The 17129-nt window shown below is 44.7% G+C and carries 12 protein-coding genes; 4 read left to right on the forward strand and 8 right to left on the reverse strand.

The features are described 5' to 3' along the window. Positions 1 to 107: 107 nt before the first annotated feature. The 6 genes from CLV42_RS19050 to CLV42_RS19075 form a co-directional block, all read right to left on the reverse strand. A complete protein-coding gene (locus tag CLV42_RS19050) occupies positions 108 to 1307 on the reverse strand; it encodes a DUF4998 domain-containing protein (RefSeq protein ID WP_106603512.1) in 1200 nt (399 codons plus the stop codon). 18 nt (positions 1308 to 1325) lie between these two features. Beyond that, on the reverse strand, positions 1326 to 2510 hold the full coding sequence (locus CLV42_RS19055) for a DUF5000 domain-containing lipoprotein (protein WP_106603513.1): 1185 nt from the start codon (positions 2508 to 2510) through the stop codon (positions 1326 to 1328). A gap of 30 nt (positions 2511 to 2540) precedes the next feature. Next, on the reverse strand, positions 2541 to 4406 hold the full coding sequence (locus CLV42_RS19060) for a RagB/SusD family nutrient uptake outer membrane protein (protein ID WP_106603514.1): 1866 nt from the start codon (positions 4404 to 4406) through the stop codon (positions 2541 to 2543). An 11-nt stretch (positions 4407 to 4417) separates the two neighbouring features. Continuing rightward, on the reverse strand, positions 4418 to 7912 hold the full coding sequence (locus CLV42_RS19065) for a TonB-dependent receptor (RefSeq protein ID WP_245901692.1): 3495 nt from the start codon (positions 7910 to 7912) through the stop codon (positions 4418 to 4420). A gap of 96 nt (positions 7913 to 8008) precedes the next feature. Beyond that, positions 8009 to 9175, reverse strand: coding sequence for a FecR family protein (locus tag CLV42_RS19070; protein WP_170117568.1), 1167 nt, complete (start codon positions 9173 to 9175; stop codon positions 8009 to 8011). 136 nt (positions 9176 to 9311) lie between these two features. After that, positions 9312 to 9839 (reverse strand): RNA polymerase sigma-70 factor, encoded by a 528-nt coding sequence (locus CLV42_RS19075; protein WP_106603516.1) that lies wholly within the window; start codon positions 9837 to 9839, stop codon positions 9312 to 9314. Positions 9840 to 10358: 519 nt separating this feature from the next. Between CLV42_RS19075 and CLV42_RS19080 the strand changes: the two genes are divergently transcribed. The 4 genes from CLV42_RS19080 (at position 10359) to CLV42_RS19095 (ending at position 14296) form a co-directional block, all read left to right on the forward strand. Then, a complete protein-coding gene (locus tag CLV42_RS19080; protein ID WP_146154422.1) occupies positions 10359 to 11255 on the forward strand; it encodes a beta propeller repeat protein in 897 nt (298 codons plus the stop codon). A 40-nt stretch (positions 11256 to 11295) separates the two neighbouring features. Further along, the gene (locus tag CLV42_RS19085; RefSeq protein ID WP_106603518.1) at positions 11296 to 12405 is read left to right on the forward strand and encodes an ankyrin repeat domain-containing protein; all 1110 of its coding nucleotides are present in this window, start codon (positions 11296 to 11298) and stop codon (positions 12403 to 12405) included. 244 nt (positions 12406 to 12649) lie between these two features. Beyond that, positions 12650 to 13363: a hypothetical protein gene (locus CLV42_RS19090; RefSeq protein ID WP_106603519.1), complete on the forward strand. Its 714-nt coding sequence runs from the start codon at positions 12650 to 12652 to the stop codon at positions 13361 to 13363. Positions 13364 to 13495: 132 nt separating this feature from the next. Beyond that, positions 13496 to 14296: a YwqG family protein gene (locus CLV42_RS19095; protein ID WP_106603520.1), complete on the forward strand. Its 801-nt coding sequence runs from the start codon at positions 13496 to 13498 to the stop codon at positions 14294 to 14296. 74 nt (positions 14297 to 14370) lie between these two features. Here the strand turns inward: CLV42_RS19095 and CLV42_RS19100 are convergent, their stop codons facing one another. Beyond that, positions 14371 to 16341, reverse strand: coding sequence for an SEL1-like repeat protein (locus CLV42_RS19100; protein WP_106603521.1), 1971 nt, complete (start codon positions 16339 to 16341; stop codon positions 14371 to 14373). Between the two features lie 148 nt (positions 16342 to 16489). Continuing rightward, the gene (locus tag CLV42_RS19105) at positions 16490 to 17065 is read right to left on the reverse strand and encodes a hypothetical protein (protein WP_146154424.1); all 576 of its coding nucleotides are present in this window, start codon (positions 17063 to 17065) and stop codon (positions 16490 to 16492) included. Positions 17066 to 17129 lie beyond the last annotated feature (64 nt).

Below are 17129 nucleotides of genomic sequence, written 5' to 3' on the forward strand. Positions count from 1 at the left end.
ATATTTTATTGCTTTACAGGAATTAATTCTGGTATTCTAAGGTACACAACACCTATCTGGTTTTGTACTGCAATGATGGATAATTGCAACAACTTCCGGATATGTGTCTATTTATATCTGATCAGGTTGACCCTGCTTACCCTGAGGGACTGATCGGATGGCGATATCATCGTGGCTACAAAACCCAGCGTAACGGTGGTGGCCTGTGTTAAAGTAAAAGGTACGTTAGCCTGCTTATCGTTGTTATCTTTTAGCTTGTAATAGCCCGCTGCGGTAGCGATATTTTCTACATCGGGTAGTGAGCTGCCTTCCGCCACGGCTACATATGTCGCTTCTAATGTAGCGTCGATATTGGATATTGTTGCGTTGAACCTGTATTCGCCTGCAGGCAGGGTAACCGTCTGGTATATTTTACCGTTGGTAAGGGAGCCATCCCAATAGATCCAGAGCGTCAGACAGGCATTAGCGGTGCCATTGATGGCGTCATACGTATACCGCTGACCAGCTGCCGCGTTGTAACTCCAGTCTGCCAGCTGCCCCCAGCGCCAGTCGGACGGCTTGGAAGGATCCAGTAAAAAAGGGCCGCCAGGATTCCGCAGGTAAGCCAGGGTTATATCTTCTTTCAGCGTTTTGGTTTCCCAGTCGGTGTAAAACGTATCTATTGCCAGTGTATCCGGCCGGTACATGGTACGATACTGGAAAGGTGTGTTGGAGGGATAATTAGCCCAGATGCTGATCTGACTTTCCATGACCGCCGGTATCAGTGTATCATGCAGTTTGTTGCCTGCATCTGTATATTTTAACTCCATACCCAGTACACCAGTGGTTGAATCTATATCTGACCAGCTGATATGGGCTTCGTTGTCCGTCCATTCTGCATTGTTAATACTCCTGTTCAGCAGTGCAGACTCGTAGGTTCTTCCATAGACGGTACCTATGGTATGTGCTTTCATAGAAGCGTGGCCCACTTTATCATAATTGATGATCTCGAAGTCGTAGGTTCTTTCTGCAAGGTTGCTGATCAGCAGGCGAATAGTATCGATACCCGCCGTACGCTTGATAGTCACTTCGGTGGAGTCAGCGTGGTTATTCCAGTAAACTTTGGATCTGACGATAGTAGGGTCTGATATCAGCAACCAGTAAAGTTCCACCCGGTTGCGGCCGGGATGTACCTGGACTGAATCTGCCCTACCGGTGTATAGTATCTCTCCACCGGTCAGGTAGCTTTTATAATCGTCCTGCTTGCGGCAGGATATGATGCCTGCCAGGGCCAGCAGAAGCCAGATGGTATTTCTCATTACGTGCATAAGAGCTGTTTTATTCAATTACTGATCATTGCCCCAGAAGGACATTTCTGCAATATTGGCTGCATAGCCACCGTCTGTCCATGTTTTCAATATTTTCACCCGTATGTATCTGACACGGGGAGCCGTCAGCGGTATATCCATCTGCTCTCCGGTTGCCGCAGCATCCAGGTCTTCCTGGCTGACCTGCCCTATAGGAAGATTGGATGGTTTCACAACGGTATGTTCCGCCAGTTTGGTCCAGTTATTCCAACTGCCGTCGGAAGGAGGGTTTACAGCGCCCCATATCTCAAATTGCTTCAGATTATTCTGTGCATATAAATATCCTTCCTGCTGGCGTTGCCATAGTCCGATGCGGCTTAGCTGTGCTGTAACGCCCATGTCAAAGGTGATCCACATCGGCATGCCATCCAGTTTGTCTGCAGAATGCCACATATCATAACCGCTGAATATGCCATTCCATAAGTTAGGCATCGGCAGGCCCCAGCCATAACCGATATCGCCCGGCAGATCTACTTCCCTGAATTTGCTTTTGTCCATCAGTTTTTCATAGAGTGGGGTATATTCCCCTCTAAGCGTGTCTGATTGATTTCCCCAGCGGTCTTTTACAAAAAATCCGAAAGCTCTTTTAGTAGCTGTAAACCCGCGGAGGGAATAGGCCGATCCGGGCGACGATGTATAGTGGATGTCTGTTTGTCCGAATATACCCAGAGAATCATCTGTAAGTGTTACAATGGCAATATCTGCCTTACTCTCGTTTTTGAAAGTGATATTCACACCGCCAAAATCTTCGCGCACAGCCAGGCTGCGGAACACCGTTATCACAGCAGGTTCCAGTGGTTTCACGCTGATGGTGACCGGACGGGATGCATGTTCACTCCGGCTGACCACATATAGGTTGATGGTATGTGCCAATGTATCACCAAAGCCATCGACGACTAAAGAGTTATTATAGAAGGATGCTTTTATTTCCCTTTTTATGCCAGGCCTGTTTTCATAGTCGGCCCTTACGTATAGTATACCTGCATTATCGGGTAGCGTATAGGTGATCCTGGCGGCTCCCGGTAAAGCAGCAACGCTTATGTTCTTTAATGTGTCGGGTATTGGTCCGTCGTCAGACAGGGGACTATGCACCTCTTTCTGACAGGCGACCAGGCCCGTTGCCAGCAGGGCAGTAAAAAAAAGCAGTAGTTTATGTGGTTGCATCTGATGAATCGTTTTTAGCACATGAAAGAATTACCAGCCAGGGTTTTGTACCAGTCTTTTATTGCCCAGCAGATCCCATACATCGAGCGGCCACAGATAATCACGCGTCTGGAATACCTGCTTATACAGCATCTTCGGACGATAATAGTAAGCCGGATCTGCCTGTTCTATATCCCATCCCATGACCTGTTTATTTAATTCCTCAAAGGCCCTTTTCCAACGGCGCAGGTCCCAGAAGCGGCTGCCTTCAAAAGCAAGTTCTATAAGGCGCTCCTGTTGAATGATCTGCCTTAGACCTTCTTTTGTCTGAAACTTTCCCGGTTGACGGGAATAGCTTGTCCAGGATGTTTGTACCGTGGGTAGTGCCGCACGCTGGCGTACCTGGTTAATATAAGTGAACGTTTCTTCAACCGGACCCCTGGCTTCGTTCAGTGCTTCTGCATAGAGCAGGTACAGGTCGGCCAGGCGCATTTCCGGCCAGGGATAAGATTCAATAGATAAGCCCAGTCCGTCCAGTATCACATATTTCCAGTTGACCAGCTTTTTTGTAAAGTAGCCTGTAGCTGAATAATTGTAGATGCCTTTACGGGACTGCCATTGACCAGATTTAGCCTGTACATTGAAAGTGCCGTTTTCCATAAACCAACGTGCACCGTCAAAAGCGATATCAGCATAGAAACGTGGCTCGCGGTTAAAGTGCAATGCTGCTGTCTGATATCCTTCCGTCAGGTATTCGCTCTCCTGGGCGGTAGCCGTCTTCAATGTATACCTGTTCGCGTAATCCCAGGTTTTATCTTCGTTGATCGGTACACCATTGGCCGTATAGAATAACTCAGCCATTTTAAGGGTGGGAGCCAGGCTCCCAAGGTTCAACTCATTTGCCAGTTTAGCGGGATCAAGCCTGGGCATGGCGTAACGTTGTAAAGTGTAGGTCCTGCTATTGGGATTATTCCATATCACTTCCTGGTTCCATTCTTCACAGACGCTGTTACGTATGCTCATTTGTGTGACCAGCTTCTCGGACAGACTGGTACCTAGTTTATTGAAAGTGTATAACCGCATGCCGACTGCATGGCAGGCATCTATTGCCGTTTTGCATGCGGCGGCCGCCTTTTCCCATTTTGTCTCATCATAGACGGGGTTAAAGAGGAGGGAACCATCATAACTTTTAACATTGCTGTAGTCTGTATTGCCATTGAATAAAGGACTGGCAGCTGTCACCAGCAGGCGGGCCTTTATAGCAAGTGCAATGGGTTGTGTAATACGCCCCAGTTCAGAAGAACTGTTGGTGATTTCAGCCGGAAGATCCCTGGCGGCTTCATCCAGTAATCCGGCTATATAATTTACTACCGAATCGGCCGACTGACGAGGTATTTGTACTTCATCGGAGGTGCTTGAAATAGGCAGGTTCTTATCTATGAGCGGAATGGGACCATACCGGCGGAACAGGCACCAATGATAGTATGCTTTCAGGAATTTGACTTCTGCACGCCATCTTGTTTTCTCAAAAGCTGGCATATCTACCACCTTATCGATATTGTCCAGGAAGATGTTGCAGTCGCGCAGGCCTTTGAACATGCTGCTCCAGATAGACATGTAAATATTATTGGCGCTCTGGTAACCCATAGCTATCTGCCAGGGAGCTTCACCCATACTATAAGGACGTATCATCCAGAACTCATCACCCGCGCAGAATGCAGGGTTGCTTTCGATATCGCCATCCAATGGAAGGTAGGAATAACAGGTGAACAGGTATTTTTCTGCCTCCTGCCGTAATGCGAATGCATTATCAATGGTAGGCACATTGTCAGGCACTACATCGAGGTAACTTTTGCAGGAAGGAATGGTGAGTAATACGCAGGCAACTATTATGATCAGTGGAATTTTTAAGTTCATTGCGTTAAGTTTTAAAAGCCAAAGTTGATACCGATGTTATAGACCCTCTGTATAGGATACCCCAGGCCATCGCCTCCCATTTCAGGATCCCAGGTGGTAAATTTGCTCAATACAAACAGGTTCATGGCATTGGCATACATCCTTGTATTGTTGAGATGCAGCCTGCGTAGTAAGCCTTGTGGGAAGGTATATCCCAGCTCCAGTGTTTTCAGTCGCAGGAAATCGCCGCTGCGCATCCACCAGGTAGAGGACTGGTTGTTATTGTTGACGAAGTAATCGCTTAACCGGGGCCAGAAGGCATACAGGTTACGGTCTTCTTCGCTCCAGTGATCTTCTGCAATGGCCGACAGCAATCCATGCTGACCGCCGCCGTTCAATACAAACGGAGAGATGCTTTCAGGCGCTACCCAGAATGAAGAACGGGCAGAGCCCTGGAAGAAGCAACTAAGGTCCCATTGGTGGTAACCGAATGAGAAACCAATTCCGTATGTAATTTCAGGCGTGGTAGGCAGGCCTATGGGCACATTATCAGCATCAGTGATCTTTCCGTCTCCGTTGACATCACGGTATTTAATATCGCCGCCCATTACCTGCTGGCCGAAGTTCTGTTCCGGGGAGTTGGCTACTTCTTTATCATCCACAAATAATCTTTCTGCGATGAGGCCAAATGTCTGGGAGAGTGAATGGCCTACCCGGTAGCGGGATGGCTCAGGATAACGGGGTTCTTCGTTCACCAGCAATTTGCTGGTGGCATAGGTGAAATTGCCACGTATCTGCAGCCACATTTTATGTGGAAATGTTTTTGTGTAATCCAGCGAGAGATCTACACCCTTACCTTCTGCTTCGCCTACATTGGCCTGTACGCTGGCATTCAGCCCCATGGTGCTGGGTATGGTATTCCTGGTCATGAGGATATTACTGCGCCGTTCCTTGTAAACGTCCACCAGTATATTCACCGCATTGAACAGGCCCAGTTCAAGACCGAGGTTTGTCTTGTAGGATTTCTCCCAGGAAATGTCCCGGTTCTCATAACGTCCTACAGACACGCCGGGACGGTAATAGTTATATCTTTCTCCGAAGCTGGCGCCACGGGTGTCGTCACTCATATTGACATTCGATAAATAGAAAAAGCGTTCCTGGTCATTACCAATCTGGTCATTACCAACCAGCCCATAGGTGGCCCTTACTTTTAATTTATTGACTGTATTTGCAAGCGGAGAGAAGAATGCTTCATTTGCGATATTCCATGCTACCCCAACAGAAGGAAAGAAACCAAACCGGTGATTTTTCGCAAAACGTTCAGACCCGTTGTAACCGAAGTTGAACTCCATCATATAACGGTTGTCGTATGCATAGGTAAAGCGTCCGGACAGGCCCTGGTTGCGGTGTGGAAGAGAGCTTTGGAGGTCGCCGGCATTGGCGGTCAGATAATTACGGAACAATGTAATGAGCATACCTGATAATGCATGTTTCTCTGCGAACACACGGTTATAGTTCAGGGCCGCTTCCAGATATGTGGTTGTATTTACGATCTTACTGCCCTCTCTGTAGTTGAGATACTCAGTGCCATTGGTATTTAAAGACGTTAGTTTCGGTGTTTTGGTCTGAAGGTCGTATGTCAGTGTATAATAAAAGGGCGTGTACTGGCGGGATACATCAAAGTAGGAATAACGTTCTGTGTAGGCCATCATACGGGCATTCAGGCCTGGAATAAGGAAGCTGAAGTCCTGCTTTAGTTCCAGCTGTGCCAGCAAGGTAGATGTGTTATATTGCTGATATCCTGATACGGCATTTGCATATGGATTGGTATACAGGTTACTGCCGTCTCCCGGTGTTTGGCTGGAGCCTGGCTTTATAGCATTTCCGAACAAGGGATGCTTTAACTGGGGCGCATAACTGGAAGGGAAAACAGTCGGGAACATTACGGGATTGGCCCATATCGCCTGTTTGAAAATGGTTGCGCCTCCGCCTACCGGTCCGTTATAATCGTCAAACTGTCCGTAGGTACGCACGATGGCCTGCGTAGTAGGGGTAAGATTGATGTTTACATTAGAGCGTACGGAGTAGTTCTTCAGTTTGATGTTACTATTGAAATTATTGAGTTTGTCTACGTTCAATACGCCGTTATCTACATTGTAGGTGCCTGCAATGTAATACTGTGCTGCTTTACCTCCGCCGGTAAGGTTGACGTTGAGCCGTTGGTTGATGGTATAGTCCTTAATCAGTTGTTGGATCCAGTTATTGTTTGGATACAGGTAAGGATCATCTCCGGCAGCAGTATGATCTATCTTGGAAGGCGAATACTGTGTAATACCCAGCGGGTTCCTTGTCATAACCGCCTCATTAGCCAGTTTCATGTAGGTAATGTTGTCGGCAAATTTGAAATTGCGCGTATTGGTGGACAGTGAGTTTTCCATGCGGATGTTAAACTTTGTTTTTCCCTCTGTGCCTGATTTGGTGTTTACCAATACTACGCCATTGGCGCCTCTTGCCCCATACAGAGAGGAAGCGGTAGCGTCTTTTAAAATAGAGAAGCCGGCGATATCATCCGGCTGTAGACGGGCGAGATCTGTTGCGGTCGATTCCATGCCATCGATCAGGATCAGCGGGTCTACTTTACCCGTGCCGAAGGTGGTAATCCCTCTGATGAAGAAGCTGGCATTATCCTTACCGGGTTCGCCGGTTCTTTGATAAGAGATAACGCCCGACAATCTTCCCGCCAGCATGGTTGTAAGGTTGCCTGTAGGGCCTTTCAATTCTTTAGGATTGATAGTGGTTACTGCGCTGACCATGGTTTGTTTCTTTTGTGTACCATAGGCCACAATGGTTACTTCTTCGAGGGTTTTGTCGTGGGGGAGTAGCACTACGTTGACAGTGGTGCGGCCGTTGACCGGTATCTCCTGTGTCAGGAAGCCAACCATGGAAAACAGCAGTACAGCGTCTTTTTTCGCGCGAATGCTGTAGTTACCGTTCATATCTGTTTTAACGCCCGTACTGGTACCTTTTACCACGACAGTAACACCGGGCGCCAGTTCATCCGGGGCATCGTTTCTGCCTTTCAGTTTTATGATGCCGGAGATGATGGTATCAGCTGCCGGTACGGGATGTTCTGGTTTAACGTCTCCGGGAAGCGTTTTTTCGGCCGTAACAATGATAGACTGATCAATGATGCGGTAGCTGACCGGCTGATCTTTAAAACAGATTTTCAGTACCGTTTCCAGCGGCATGTTGTCGGCCAGAATGCTTACTTTTTTTGTGTGCTGCAGTAATTCCCTTGTATAGATAACGCCAAAGGTTGTTTGCGTTTCTATTTCCTTAAATACTGTTTCAAGTGGGACGTTCTTCAGGCTGAAATTGAGCCGTTGGTCCTGTATATCCGATGCAGATGAAGGAGATATACTGAGCAGCAGCAATAGCAGGCAGCCCGCATATTCCAGGCGGCACAGGGAGGGCAATAATGCATAGAATGCCCTGACCCCCTTTTTGAGAGTGTACAGTAATTTCATAATGAGCACATTAATGAATAGCGTGGCTAATGCCCGCTTTACATGACGGTGATTGACTAACTTTTGGTTGATCTGCTTTTCTTGTCTGTTCTTCCTTTATCGTTGATGATATGGTAAAACCGTTATACGTCCATCATTCCATTTGAATTTGGCCGCACCCGAAAGCTCCACCATTTCCAATAGCTTGGAAAGAGATACCTGCCGGCTGACCTTTAAGGTGATGTGCGTAGGTTTATAGTCCTGTGCATAGGCTACATCTACATCATACCAACGGCTTATTTCTTCCATCAATACCGGAAGATCTACATCCCGGAAAACAAACAGGTCGTTTTTCCAGGCCGTAACAGCCGGGATATCTGCTGGTTTTACCGTGATGGCGTCGCCGGTAGCGATAGCTGTTTGTCCGGGCTGCAGGAGTCTGTTGGTGCCTGCATGCTGTACTTTTACAGCTCCGGAAACAAGCGTGGTTTGTATGTTACAGGTTTTAGTTTTATCATACCGTGGATAAGTTCTGATATTAAATGTGGTGCCTAATACGATCACTTCGGTGGAATCTGTTGCTACAATAAAAGAACGGTTTGCATTTTGTGCCACTTCCAGGTACGCTTCCCCGCTTAGCTGTATGCGCCGTTCTTTACCGGAGAAATGGACGGGATAACGTAGTGAAGAAGCGGCATTCAACCATACCTGGGTACCATCTTCCAGTACAATATGGTATTTTCCACCTGCCGGTGTTAACAGCTGATTATAAGCCAGCAGGGCATTATTGTTGCCGCCCTGGTAACTGATCCTGCCATTCGCTAATTTAATATGGGTACCATTGCCTTGTGTAAAGGAGCTGTCTCCCTGTGCATTCAATAGTATGTGGTTGCCATTGGCCAATATCAGTGTTGCTTTTTTATTGCCAGGCTCCCTGTCCTTCAAAGGCGCTGCAGCTATATTCGTTTTCTCCTGGGCCGGTGGTTGTAGTATCCACAAAAGGCTGCCCAATAGCAGCGTAATGCAGGCAGCAGCCCAAAAGATCGTCCGCCTGATGCGTAGCGTGCGTTTCTCTTTCATCCGATCAAGGAATGCCTGTAACTGCCTTTCCGTATCGTATGACTGTATGGTTTTGAGAGCGTTTTCGCTGTGTGCGTTATTCCCAAAAGCCTCAAACCATTTTTTATGCGCTTCACCAGCATTGATCCATTGCTGCAGTTCTTCCTGCTCAGCAGCAGTGATCACACCAGTGTAATACCGGGCGGTGAGTTCTGCTGCGCGCAAAAGTGATGATATTTGTTGATCCTGGTTCTGCATACAATATTTGCCAGTGTACGTGAAATGAGACGGATGAGTAGATGATTTGGTCTACAAGATTTTTTAAAAAAAAGCTGAATTCGCAAGAAAGTATCAGCTTGTGTTAATTTAATAACAAAGAGATGGCGATTGATAAGGCCCTGCTGGAAAGTAGTTTCCTGATAATAGATATACCGCGGGCGCGTTGGGTCTTTACAGTACTTACGGTTACCCCTAACTGGTCGGCTATTTCTTTCGTGGATAATCCATTTTCATAAGTCATCGTAATTACCTTTCGGCATTGTTCCGGTAACGTATGAACAGCCTGGGAAATTTCCCTTAGTGCTTCTGTGAAGTAGATTTCTTTCAGAATTTCATCTTCGGCGAGGGGGGATAGCTGTAATAATACTTTATGGTGCTTCTGCCTTATCTGGCGTTGTTCCAGCTGGTCAAGGCATTGATTACGGGTGGCGGTGTACAGGAAGGCCTTTATATTTTCAATATCTTCCGCCGTCTTCATATTCCATAATTTTTCAAAAACGTCTGCTACAACTTCCTCTGCCTTAAAGCGATCTTTCAGGATCTTTTCGGCAAAGTAGCATAGAGGGGAATAAAGGTCCCGATAAATAGTGGAAAAATGTTTGGCATTCATTATATAATGTCCATACCCTGTTAGTATCTCCTTGTCACTAAAAGTATAAATTTTTGAGATTAAAGGCAATTTTTGGAAAGAAAGAAAAGGAGAAGGAAAGGGGGAAATAAAGCCGTCAATGGAGAGAGGTACCGGTGATGTTTAAGCTAAGTAATTTAGTGCATTCCATGTTCATAATCATGAAGTTTGTCGTTGTCGCGTATTGTTGTGTGAAATATTGGTATATGTAGATCGTTTGTAGTAGGTTGAAAGTTATTCGTTTCGCTTTAAATGTGCATTTTTGAGGCCTGGTAATAACAATTTGAAAACCTATGAATAATGGTAACCGGGTATAATTAGTTTGACAGCTAGCTCATAAAATTATACTGCATATAACCCAAAACGACTGGCTCAGAAACAAAGCATGGAGCGAGGTCATTGAGGCTGATTTATGATAAAAAGCAGTATAAGAACTGGTTATGGCCGTACAAACATCAGCAACATTGCTGCCAGAAGGTCGCTAAAAATGGAATAATGACTATGAAAATAACAATAAGATATAGCAATGGCTTTGCTGAAAATGCTCAAACGGCAAGAGTAATATGCCATATCGGTGATGAACCGTATGTTCAACCCGCGCTAGCCAAATGGGGCGGTCCAAAGGAGAAATGGTCGATGGTCCCCATGAAATGGATACCGGTGAGTGTGGTGGTGTTGCCTGCACCCAATCCTTGCGTTTTTACGTTAAGTACGGATGGTACAATTGGTTTTGGATATGGTGACTATAAAGAAGAGCAAATTGATAGTTCTGATGAAGGCCCCAAAAGCAGGGGGCCGCTTCGTGAGCTCCGGGTTATCGATGGGCAGGTATATGCAACCGGTATGGGCCGCCAGGTATACCGGCGAAGTGCAGCTGGCAAATGGACAAGGATAGATGAAGGTGTTGGTTTAGCACGGGGCGTAATTGAGGTGGCCGGATTTAACTCAATAGACGGGGTAAATGAAAACGATTGCTGGGCCGCAGGTTTCCTGGGAGAGATCTGGCATTACAATGGCGCAGCATGGAAAAAGCAGGAGAGCGGAACCAGGTTGAATTTGCATAAAGTAGTGGCGGTTCAATCCAACCAGGTATATTGCGTAGGGCAAAAAGGGCAGGTGTTAAAATATGGTGGCAACAGCTGGCAGGTAATTCATAACAATGCCGCCATTGGGGATCTGTGGGATGCTGCGTGGTATGACAATACTTTGTATATAGCAACTGACAAGGCCCTGTACCGGTTGCAAAATGACCAGCAACTGGAAGCTGTGGTTGTAGATGGCATTAACAGTTTTGGCCATTTGCATGTTGCTGATGGCACGCTTTGGTCTTTTGGTACCCGTCAGGTGGCATCAACAGGTGATGGCACAAATTGGATTACCCTGCCTGGGTTTATTTAAAAGGATGGTTTGAAAAAGGAGAATAATAAAAACGACATATATGACAGAGCAGGAAATGATACATAAACAATGGGAAGTAGTAAGACTGATTGAGCAGATAGGGCGTATATTCATCGGACATCAATTTGATAAATACGAAAAGGATGAAGAAATACGCCTCAGCAAGCTGAATAAAGTAAATGAAGAGAAACGCCAGTTACTGGCAGCCATTAAAACGCTGATCGATGGTGGCGTTGATCTTAATTTTAAACAAAAATCGGTACTTGAACGGGCAGTTGTTACCGACAGTGTTGAATTGGTTGAAATGTTTATTGCAGCCGGCTTTCCCATTACTGAAGAGAACGGAAAGATGCTATTGTATTATGGAGCAGAGCAGGGCGCAGAAAATGTAGTTCGATTTCTTATTGAAGAAAAAGGCGTTAATCCCAGGCGAAGATCAAAGCGTGATTTTTCCGCTCTGGCAGCAGCCCGCTCATCACGCTTTAGCAAAGACGTGCTTCCATACCTCATAGAAATAATGCTGAAAACAAAATCAGAACGGTTACCCGCGCCGAAAAAGCTACATGAACTTACTGAAGAAAATATGCTGAGATGGTTACCGCAGATATCCATTTCGGAACACAAAAGGAAAAAATTTCAAGACATTATTGAGAGCCTTTTTATTGAAGAGCACTCGATAAAGCTGACTGATTTTTATTATACAATAGAAGAGCAGGATCCTGAAATAATTTTTGCTTGTTTAGAGCTTATTAAAAAAGCCATCACATTGGATCCTACAAACAAGACATCGAAGACTATTTCCGGAAAGACCAATATACATCATGGCGATCTGAGAATTACAGGTGATCAGGACATCCATTCATTGATGGTAACAGGAGATCTTATAGTTGCGGGACACGTTTCCAACGTACAGGGCCGCCAATTATTTGTTGGTGGCAATTTTGAATGTGAAACTATGTATACCGAAGGGCCAGTGATCATTGGCGGTAATTTAAAAGCCATAAAAGTACAAGCACATTACAACGACTATGCCCTTGAAGTTAAACAAACCCTGCAGGCGGATACTTTGATTATCAGTGAACACCGGGTAATAGCCGGCCGTTTTGAGGTAAAAGAACGGATTGATAAAACAGAACGACTTAGTTCCTAAATCCATAACACCCGCTTGTTATACAACACGATGGCACTGTATAAACGGGACCTGGCAACAGGAAAAAGCCCTCAGGTGGTCCATTGGAGAAAAAGATGTGATGAGTTTTGATGGTGTTGAATGGACAAGGATAGATTAACATGAAACCCGGAATAGTGATTATAGCTGACCTGTAGATCATTTGTAGTAGCCGGATAGTTAGGGAATCATCTTTCAAGTTGTAATTTTGACGGGTATAAATAATATGATTAGTCCGCAGCTTCTCACCCCGGGGGATATTGATCAACGTTTTAATCTGGAACGCTATTATACCAACTATTTTATGCGTTACTATCTCTACTTTGATCTTGCATATCCCCTGATTACCAGGGTTATCTTCTTCGATGGAGATATCACCGCTAAAGGTAATCTTGATACAGCCTGGGTAACAGCCATACTGGAGCAGTTTAATGCAGATGCCGCACCGGATACCGTTTTAATTTTGATAAATGGGAACCTTACGGTGGAAGGTGATATTCGTTTGAATGATCATCAATTGTTTTTACTTGTAATGGGTAATGTGCATTGCGATGTGCTGGTGAACAGCTACGACTATATTCACATTACCGGCAATGCGCATATCAAATACGTGTTCTATGGTTATTATAACCACGGTTATATTGAAGTTGATGGAACAGTTACTGTTCCCTACGTATTGACTAATGCCTATAGTGTACCAATAAAAGCGGAAGGGGCTGTTTTGGTCAGCCTGGCTTACGCCGATAAAAGTGACGTCATCAACTACGATTATACAAGGGAGGTATTAGCGGATGTTATCATTCCTGCAGCCTTTGATGGCGAGGGGAATGTAGATGAAGAGAAATTCATAGAAATCGTGAAATCAGGTAAATCACCTCTTATTGATGGATATAATAATAGATATTATCCGAAGCCTGGAAAGACAGGTCAATGTAGATAAATTGAAACTGATCAAAATAGTAACGAATAAACTGGAAGAATAAAGACTATAGATGGGAATAATAAGATTGTTATTGCATAGAGTAGCGGTTTTACGGAAATTGTTGAGTATTTTTAATCAAAAGCATCCTGTGTGTTTCCAAGATCATTGCAATCCTATCAGCATATCATAGAATCAACGGCAAAACCGGCTGTACTGTTATCATTCAAGCAGGAAAAAACGGCATTGTATCAAAGTAAAATAGGTGGGGAGCCTTATTTTCCTTATGACCATCCGCTGGAAGTTCTTAATGGTGCGGGTTCAATTTCGCCCTGGCCCAAGCACTGGAAAACGGGCACTGAACTGATGTTGCTGTTACAGCTCAATTTTGAAGAGATGCCTGCTCTGCCTTCCTTTCCGCGCACCGGGATATTACAATTGTTTGTAGATGATAAAAACTGGCATAACCTCGAAGAACAGCTACGGGTTATTTATCATCCCTACGTTGTACGGGAAGAGAAATTGCTGTTTTCAGATTTTGATAACAGGCCGGATAGATACCGGGTACAGGAGTGCTCCATTTCCTTTCAAAAGGAAACGGAATACATAACTAATTCAGATTTTAGGTTCAATCAGTTACTACAGGATTTTGGCAGTACCGGAAACAATCATCTATGGAAAGATTATCTGAATATTACCGATCTTCGATATTCGAAACAGGATAAAGAACCCGGTTACGGAAGAAATAAGATAGGTGGGTATCATTATTCTCAAAACGGCCAGGACCCGAGGACAGCACAGCCTGAGTGGCAGGATAGTATTTTATTAGTACAGTTTCAGGATTATGGAAACCTGAGCTGGGGCGATGGTGGAAGTGCACAATTCTTTATAAAGAGAAAAGACCTCGAAGCACTCAATTTTCAAAACCTGTTATTTCATTGGGACTCTACATAGTTAAGGCAAGCATAAAGCCCTTGCCAGCAACCCCATGGTCGTAATAGGTTCTTTGCTTCACTATTACCCTTGTATTACATTAATAATTCATCAGGGATTTCAAGTCCTGCTTTTTCTGCCGCCGCAATATGTGCCTTTGCCCGATCCTTATCGATAAAACCCTCTTCAAACAGGTATATTCGGGCCAGTTCAATATGTCCCCAATCATAACCACCGGCTATCGCTGTTTTAAAGTATCCTATTGCCGCTTTTAAGTCTTTTGCTGTACCTAATCCTCTCTGATGAAAAACTCCCTGGTTAAACGCGCCAATTTCAGACTCATCTTTCTGGTAATACCGGAGAGCGATTTCAAAATCCCCTTTTTCTTCATACAGGTATCCCAGGCAACCGTAGTCCGGTTCTCCAAGTTCCTCTGCCTGATGAAAGTGGTATAGTGCCTGCTCAGGATCTGTATCACTAAGTAGAAATCCTAAGTTATTATGTGCCACAGCCAGACCATCCTCTGCTGCTTGCTGCAACAGGTTAATGGCTTTTTCTATGTCAGGGATAGTTCCTATGCCATTCTGGTAACACAGGCTCAAGCCATTGAGTGCATTTGTATTGCGGGCGGCAGCTCCTTTCTCATACCAGTAAAATGCGCTGTCATTATCTACATATCCATCTATCATGTAATAAATATGCGCGAGATTGTTCATCGCATAGCCATATCCTTTTTCAGCAGCAAGTGTGTAGTGATAAATTGCTGACGCGTAATCCTGTCTATTATAAGCATCTACGCCAATATTATACAATTCTTCAACAGGCGTGTAGACATCTATAGTAGTTTCCTCATCAGGCGTTTTTGCATATGCCAATAGCCTGTCACGCACTACCTCATCATAATAAAAACTGTAGCCATCACTTTCGGCATCCTGTTGTACCAGGTCTTTATTTGCTCTTGATATCCCATATTTATCAATCAGGTAGACTTTCTCCCCCTTGATTGCCCAGGCAAAGCCCTGATGAGGGGCTTTACGTACTATTAGGTCGAACTGCTCACCATCTTCCGTAAGACTGTAAAAACCATCTTTCAGTAGCATGAATACATTGTCATGCAACAGTTCTATTTTTTCATATTTAAAACCGACGATCACTTTTGCATCTTCCCCGAGTACACCCCATTTTCCATTCTTCTGTGCAATATAATGACCATCGTACCCGACCCTGTTAAGGTTTTCATATGTTGGTGCTACAACAATTTTTCCCGAGGGATTGATTAGTGCTAAAAGACCATTGCGCTGAACAATCGCCAGATAAGAATGATCAAAATCATAGGCCTCATCCCATTCCGCGGGAGCTATGACCTTACCTGATCTGTGCACATAGCCATATTTCTGAGCCTTCATTACCACCGCAATATCCTGCTCACTGAATGCATAAAAGTCATCAAATTGAGGACTCAGCAATATTTCTCCTTCAGCACTTTTTAATCCCCATAATCCATTTTCATAGTAAATTTCTTCCTTTCCCACATCTTGATTGATATGTTTCCATCCATAAGAATAGTCCGCGTAGTTCAGCAGTTCAGCAAATGAGTGAAAAGCCATGCTTACATGTTTGAGCTTGTCGTAAGACAACAGGGAAATGTCGTTGTTGTCCATGGCACGGGTGATCATAGCATTGTTATACGCAATATCTGCCAGCCAGATAGCCGCCTGTTCGTTATGGGGTGCCTCATCCATGTTGAATACGTCACGGGCATTCATGCTAAAATAAGCATGTTCCAGACCGTCCAGGTATTTAAATAGCTTATTCTTGCATTCTGTAAAAATGCTTCTATTGTTAATAAGAGACTTGGTAGCATCCAAAAAGTTGTAAAACTTTTTCAGGTTTTCGATACCGGATTTGGCATCATAGTATAAAATGTCATTTTCAATAAAGCCTCCACTTATTAACAAAGGTTGTAATAATAGTGGCATCTCATACCCCCATTCCATCATCATTATATCATTCCTGTCTTTTCCTGAAGGAGAGTTGGTATTGCCTAAATATACACTGTGTGACATTTTGCAAAGGTAATAATTCTTTAAATGAGAGCATCTTATGAGGTTGACGGCAGGAAGACGTCGTTCCCGCAAACAGATTGGAAATAGTTTTAACTAAATCATATGTCTGGGAAAAGGCATCCTCAAGAGGAGAGAAAGGGTAGGAGTACTATTGGATCATAAAGATCAGATCTTCATAATCATGTGCCCCTACGAAAACAGGGATTTCGGCCCAGGGAGCTTTTCCTTTGTTATCGTTGATGGTTTGTATCACGAGTTCCTGCACGCGGAGTATGACGAGATATTCCTGGAATTCGCATGCCTGACGCAATTGATCGTTGCGGTAACCTTCGGTTTCCATGTACTTTTTGTTGGCTTCCTGCAATGCTTCATATCCCGTGACGGTAAGTGTTTTGGGAGATTCTCCGCTAAAATCCGCCAGCCAGTCGAGGGTGCTGCGGTTGACAGGCGACTCGTAAGCCAGTAAATGTAGGAACCACTGGTCGTATTGTATGGTAAAACTGTTCATTTCCAGGTAGAGGGCCTTAATGTCCAGTTCCTCGTCTTCCGTCATGAGGGTATAAAAATAGTTGAAATATGCCGTCAACGGCCCCTTTAGGTGCAACAGGTCTTTGCCGATCACGTAATGAAAGTCAGATGGTGACAGTTGGCCGAGCATCGTTTCCGTTTCCCGGATCGCAGTTTCAATTTGTCCGGCCTGGATAAGTTCCTGAATTTGTAGCATGCTACAAAGAAACGGGATATCTGGTAAATGGGAGAATTTTTTATAAGAACAAACCAGACTGCCC

This window comes from Chitinophaga ginsengisoli (assembly GCF_003014595.1).
GTDB lineage: Bacteria > Bacteroidota > Bacteroidia > Chitinophagales > Chitinophagaceae > Chitinophaga > Chitinophaga ginsengisoli.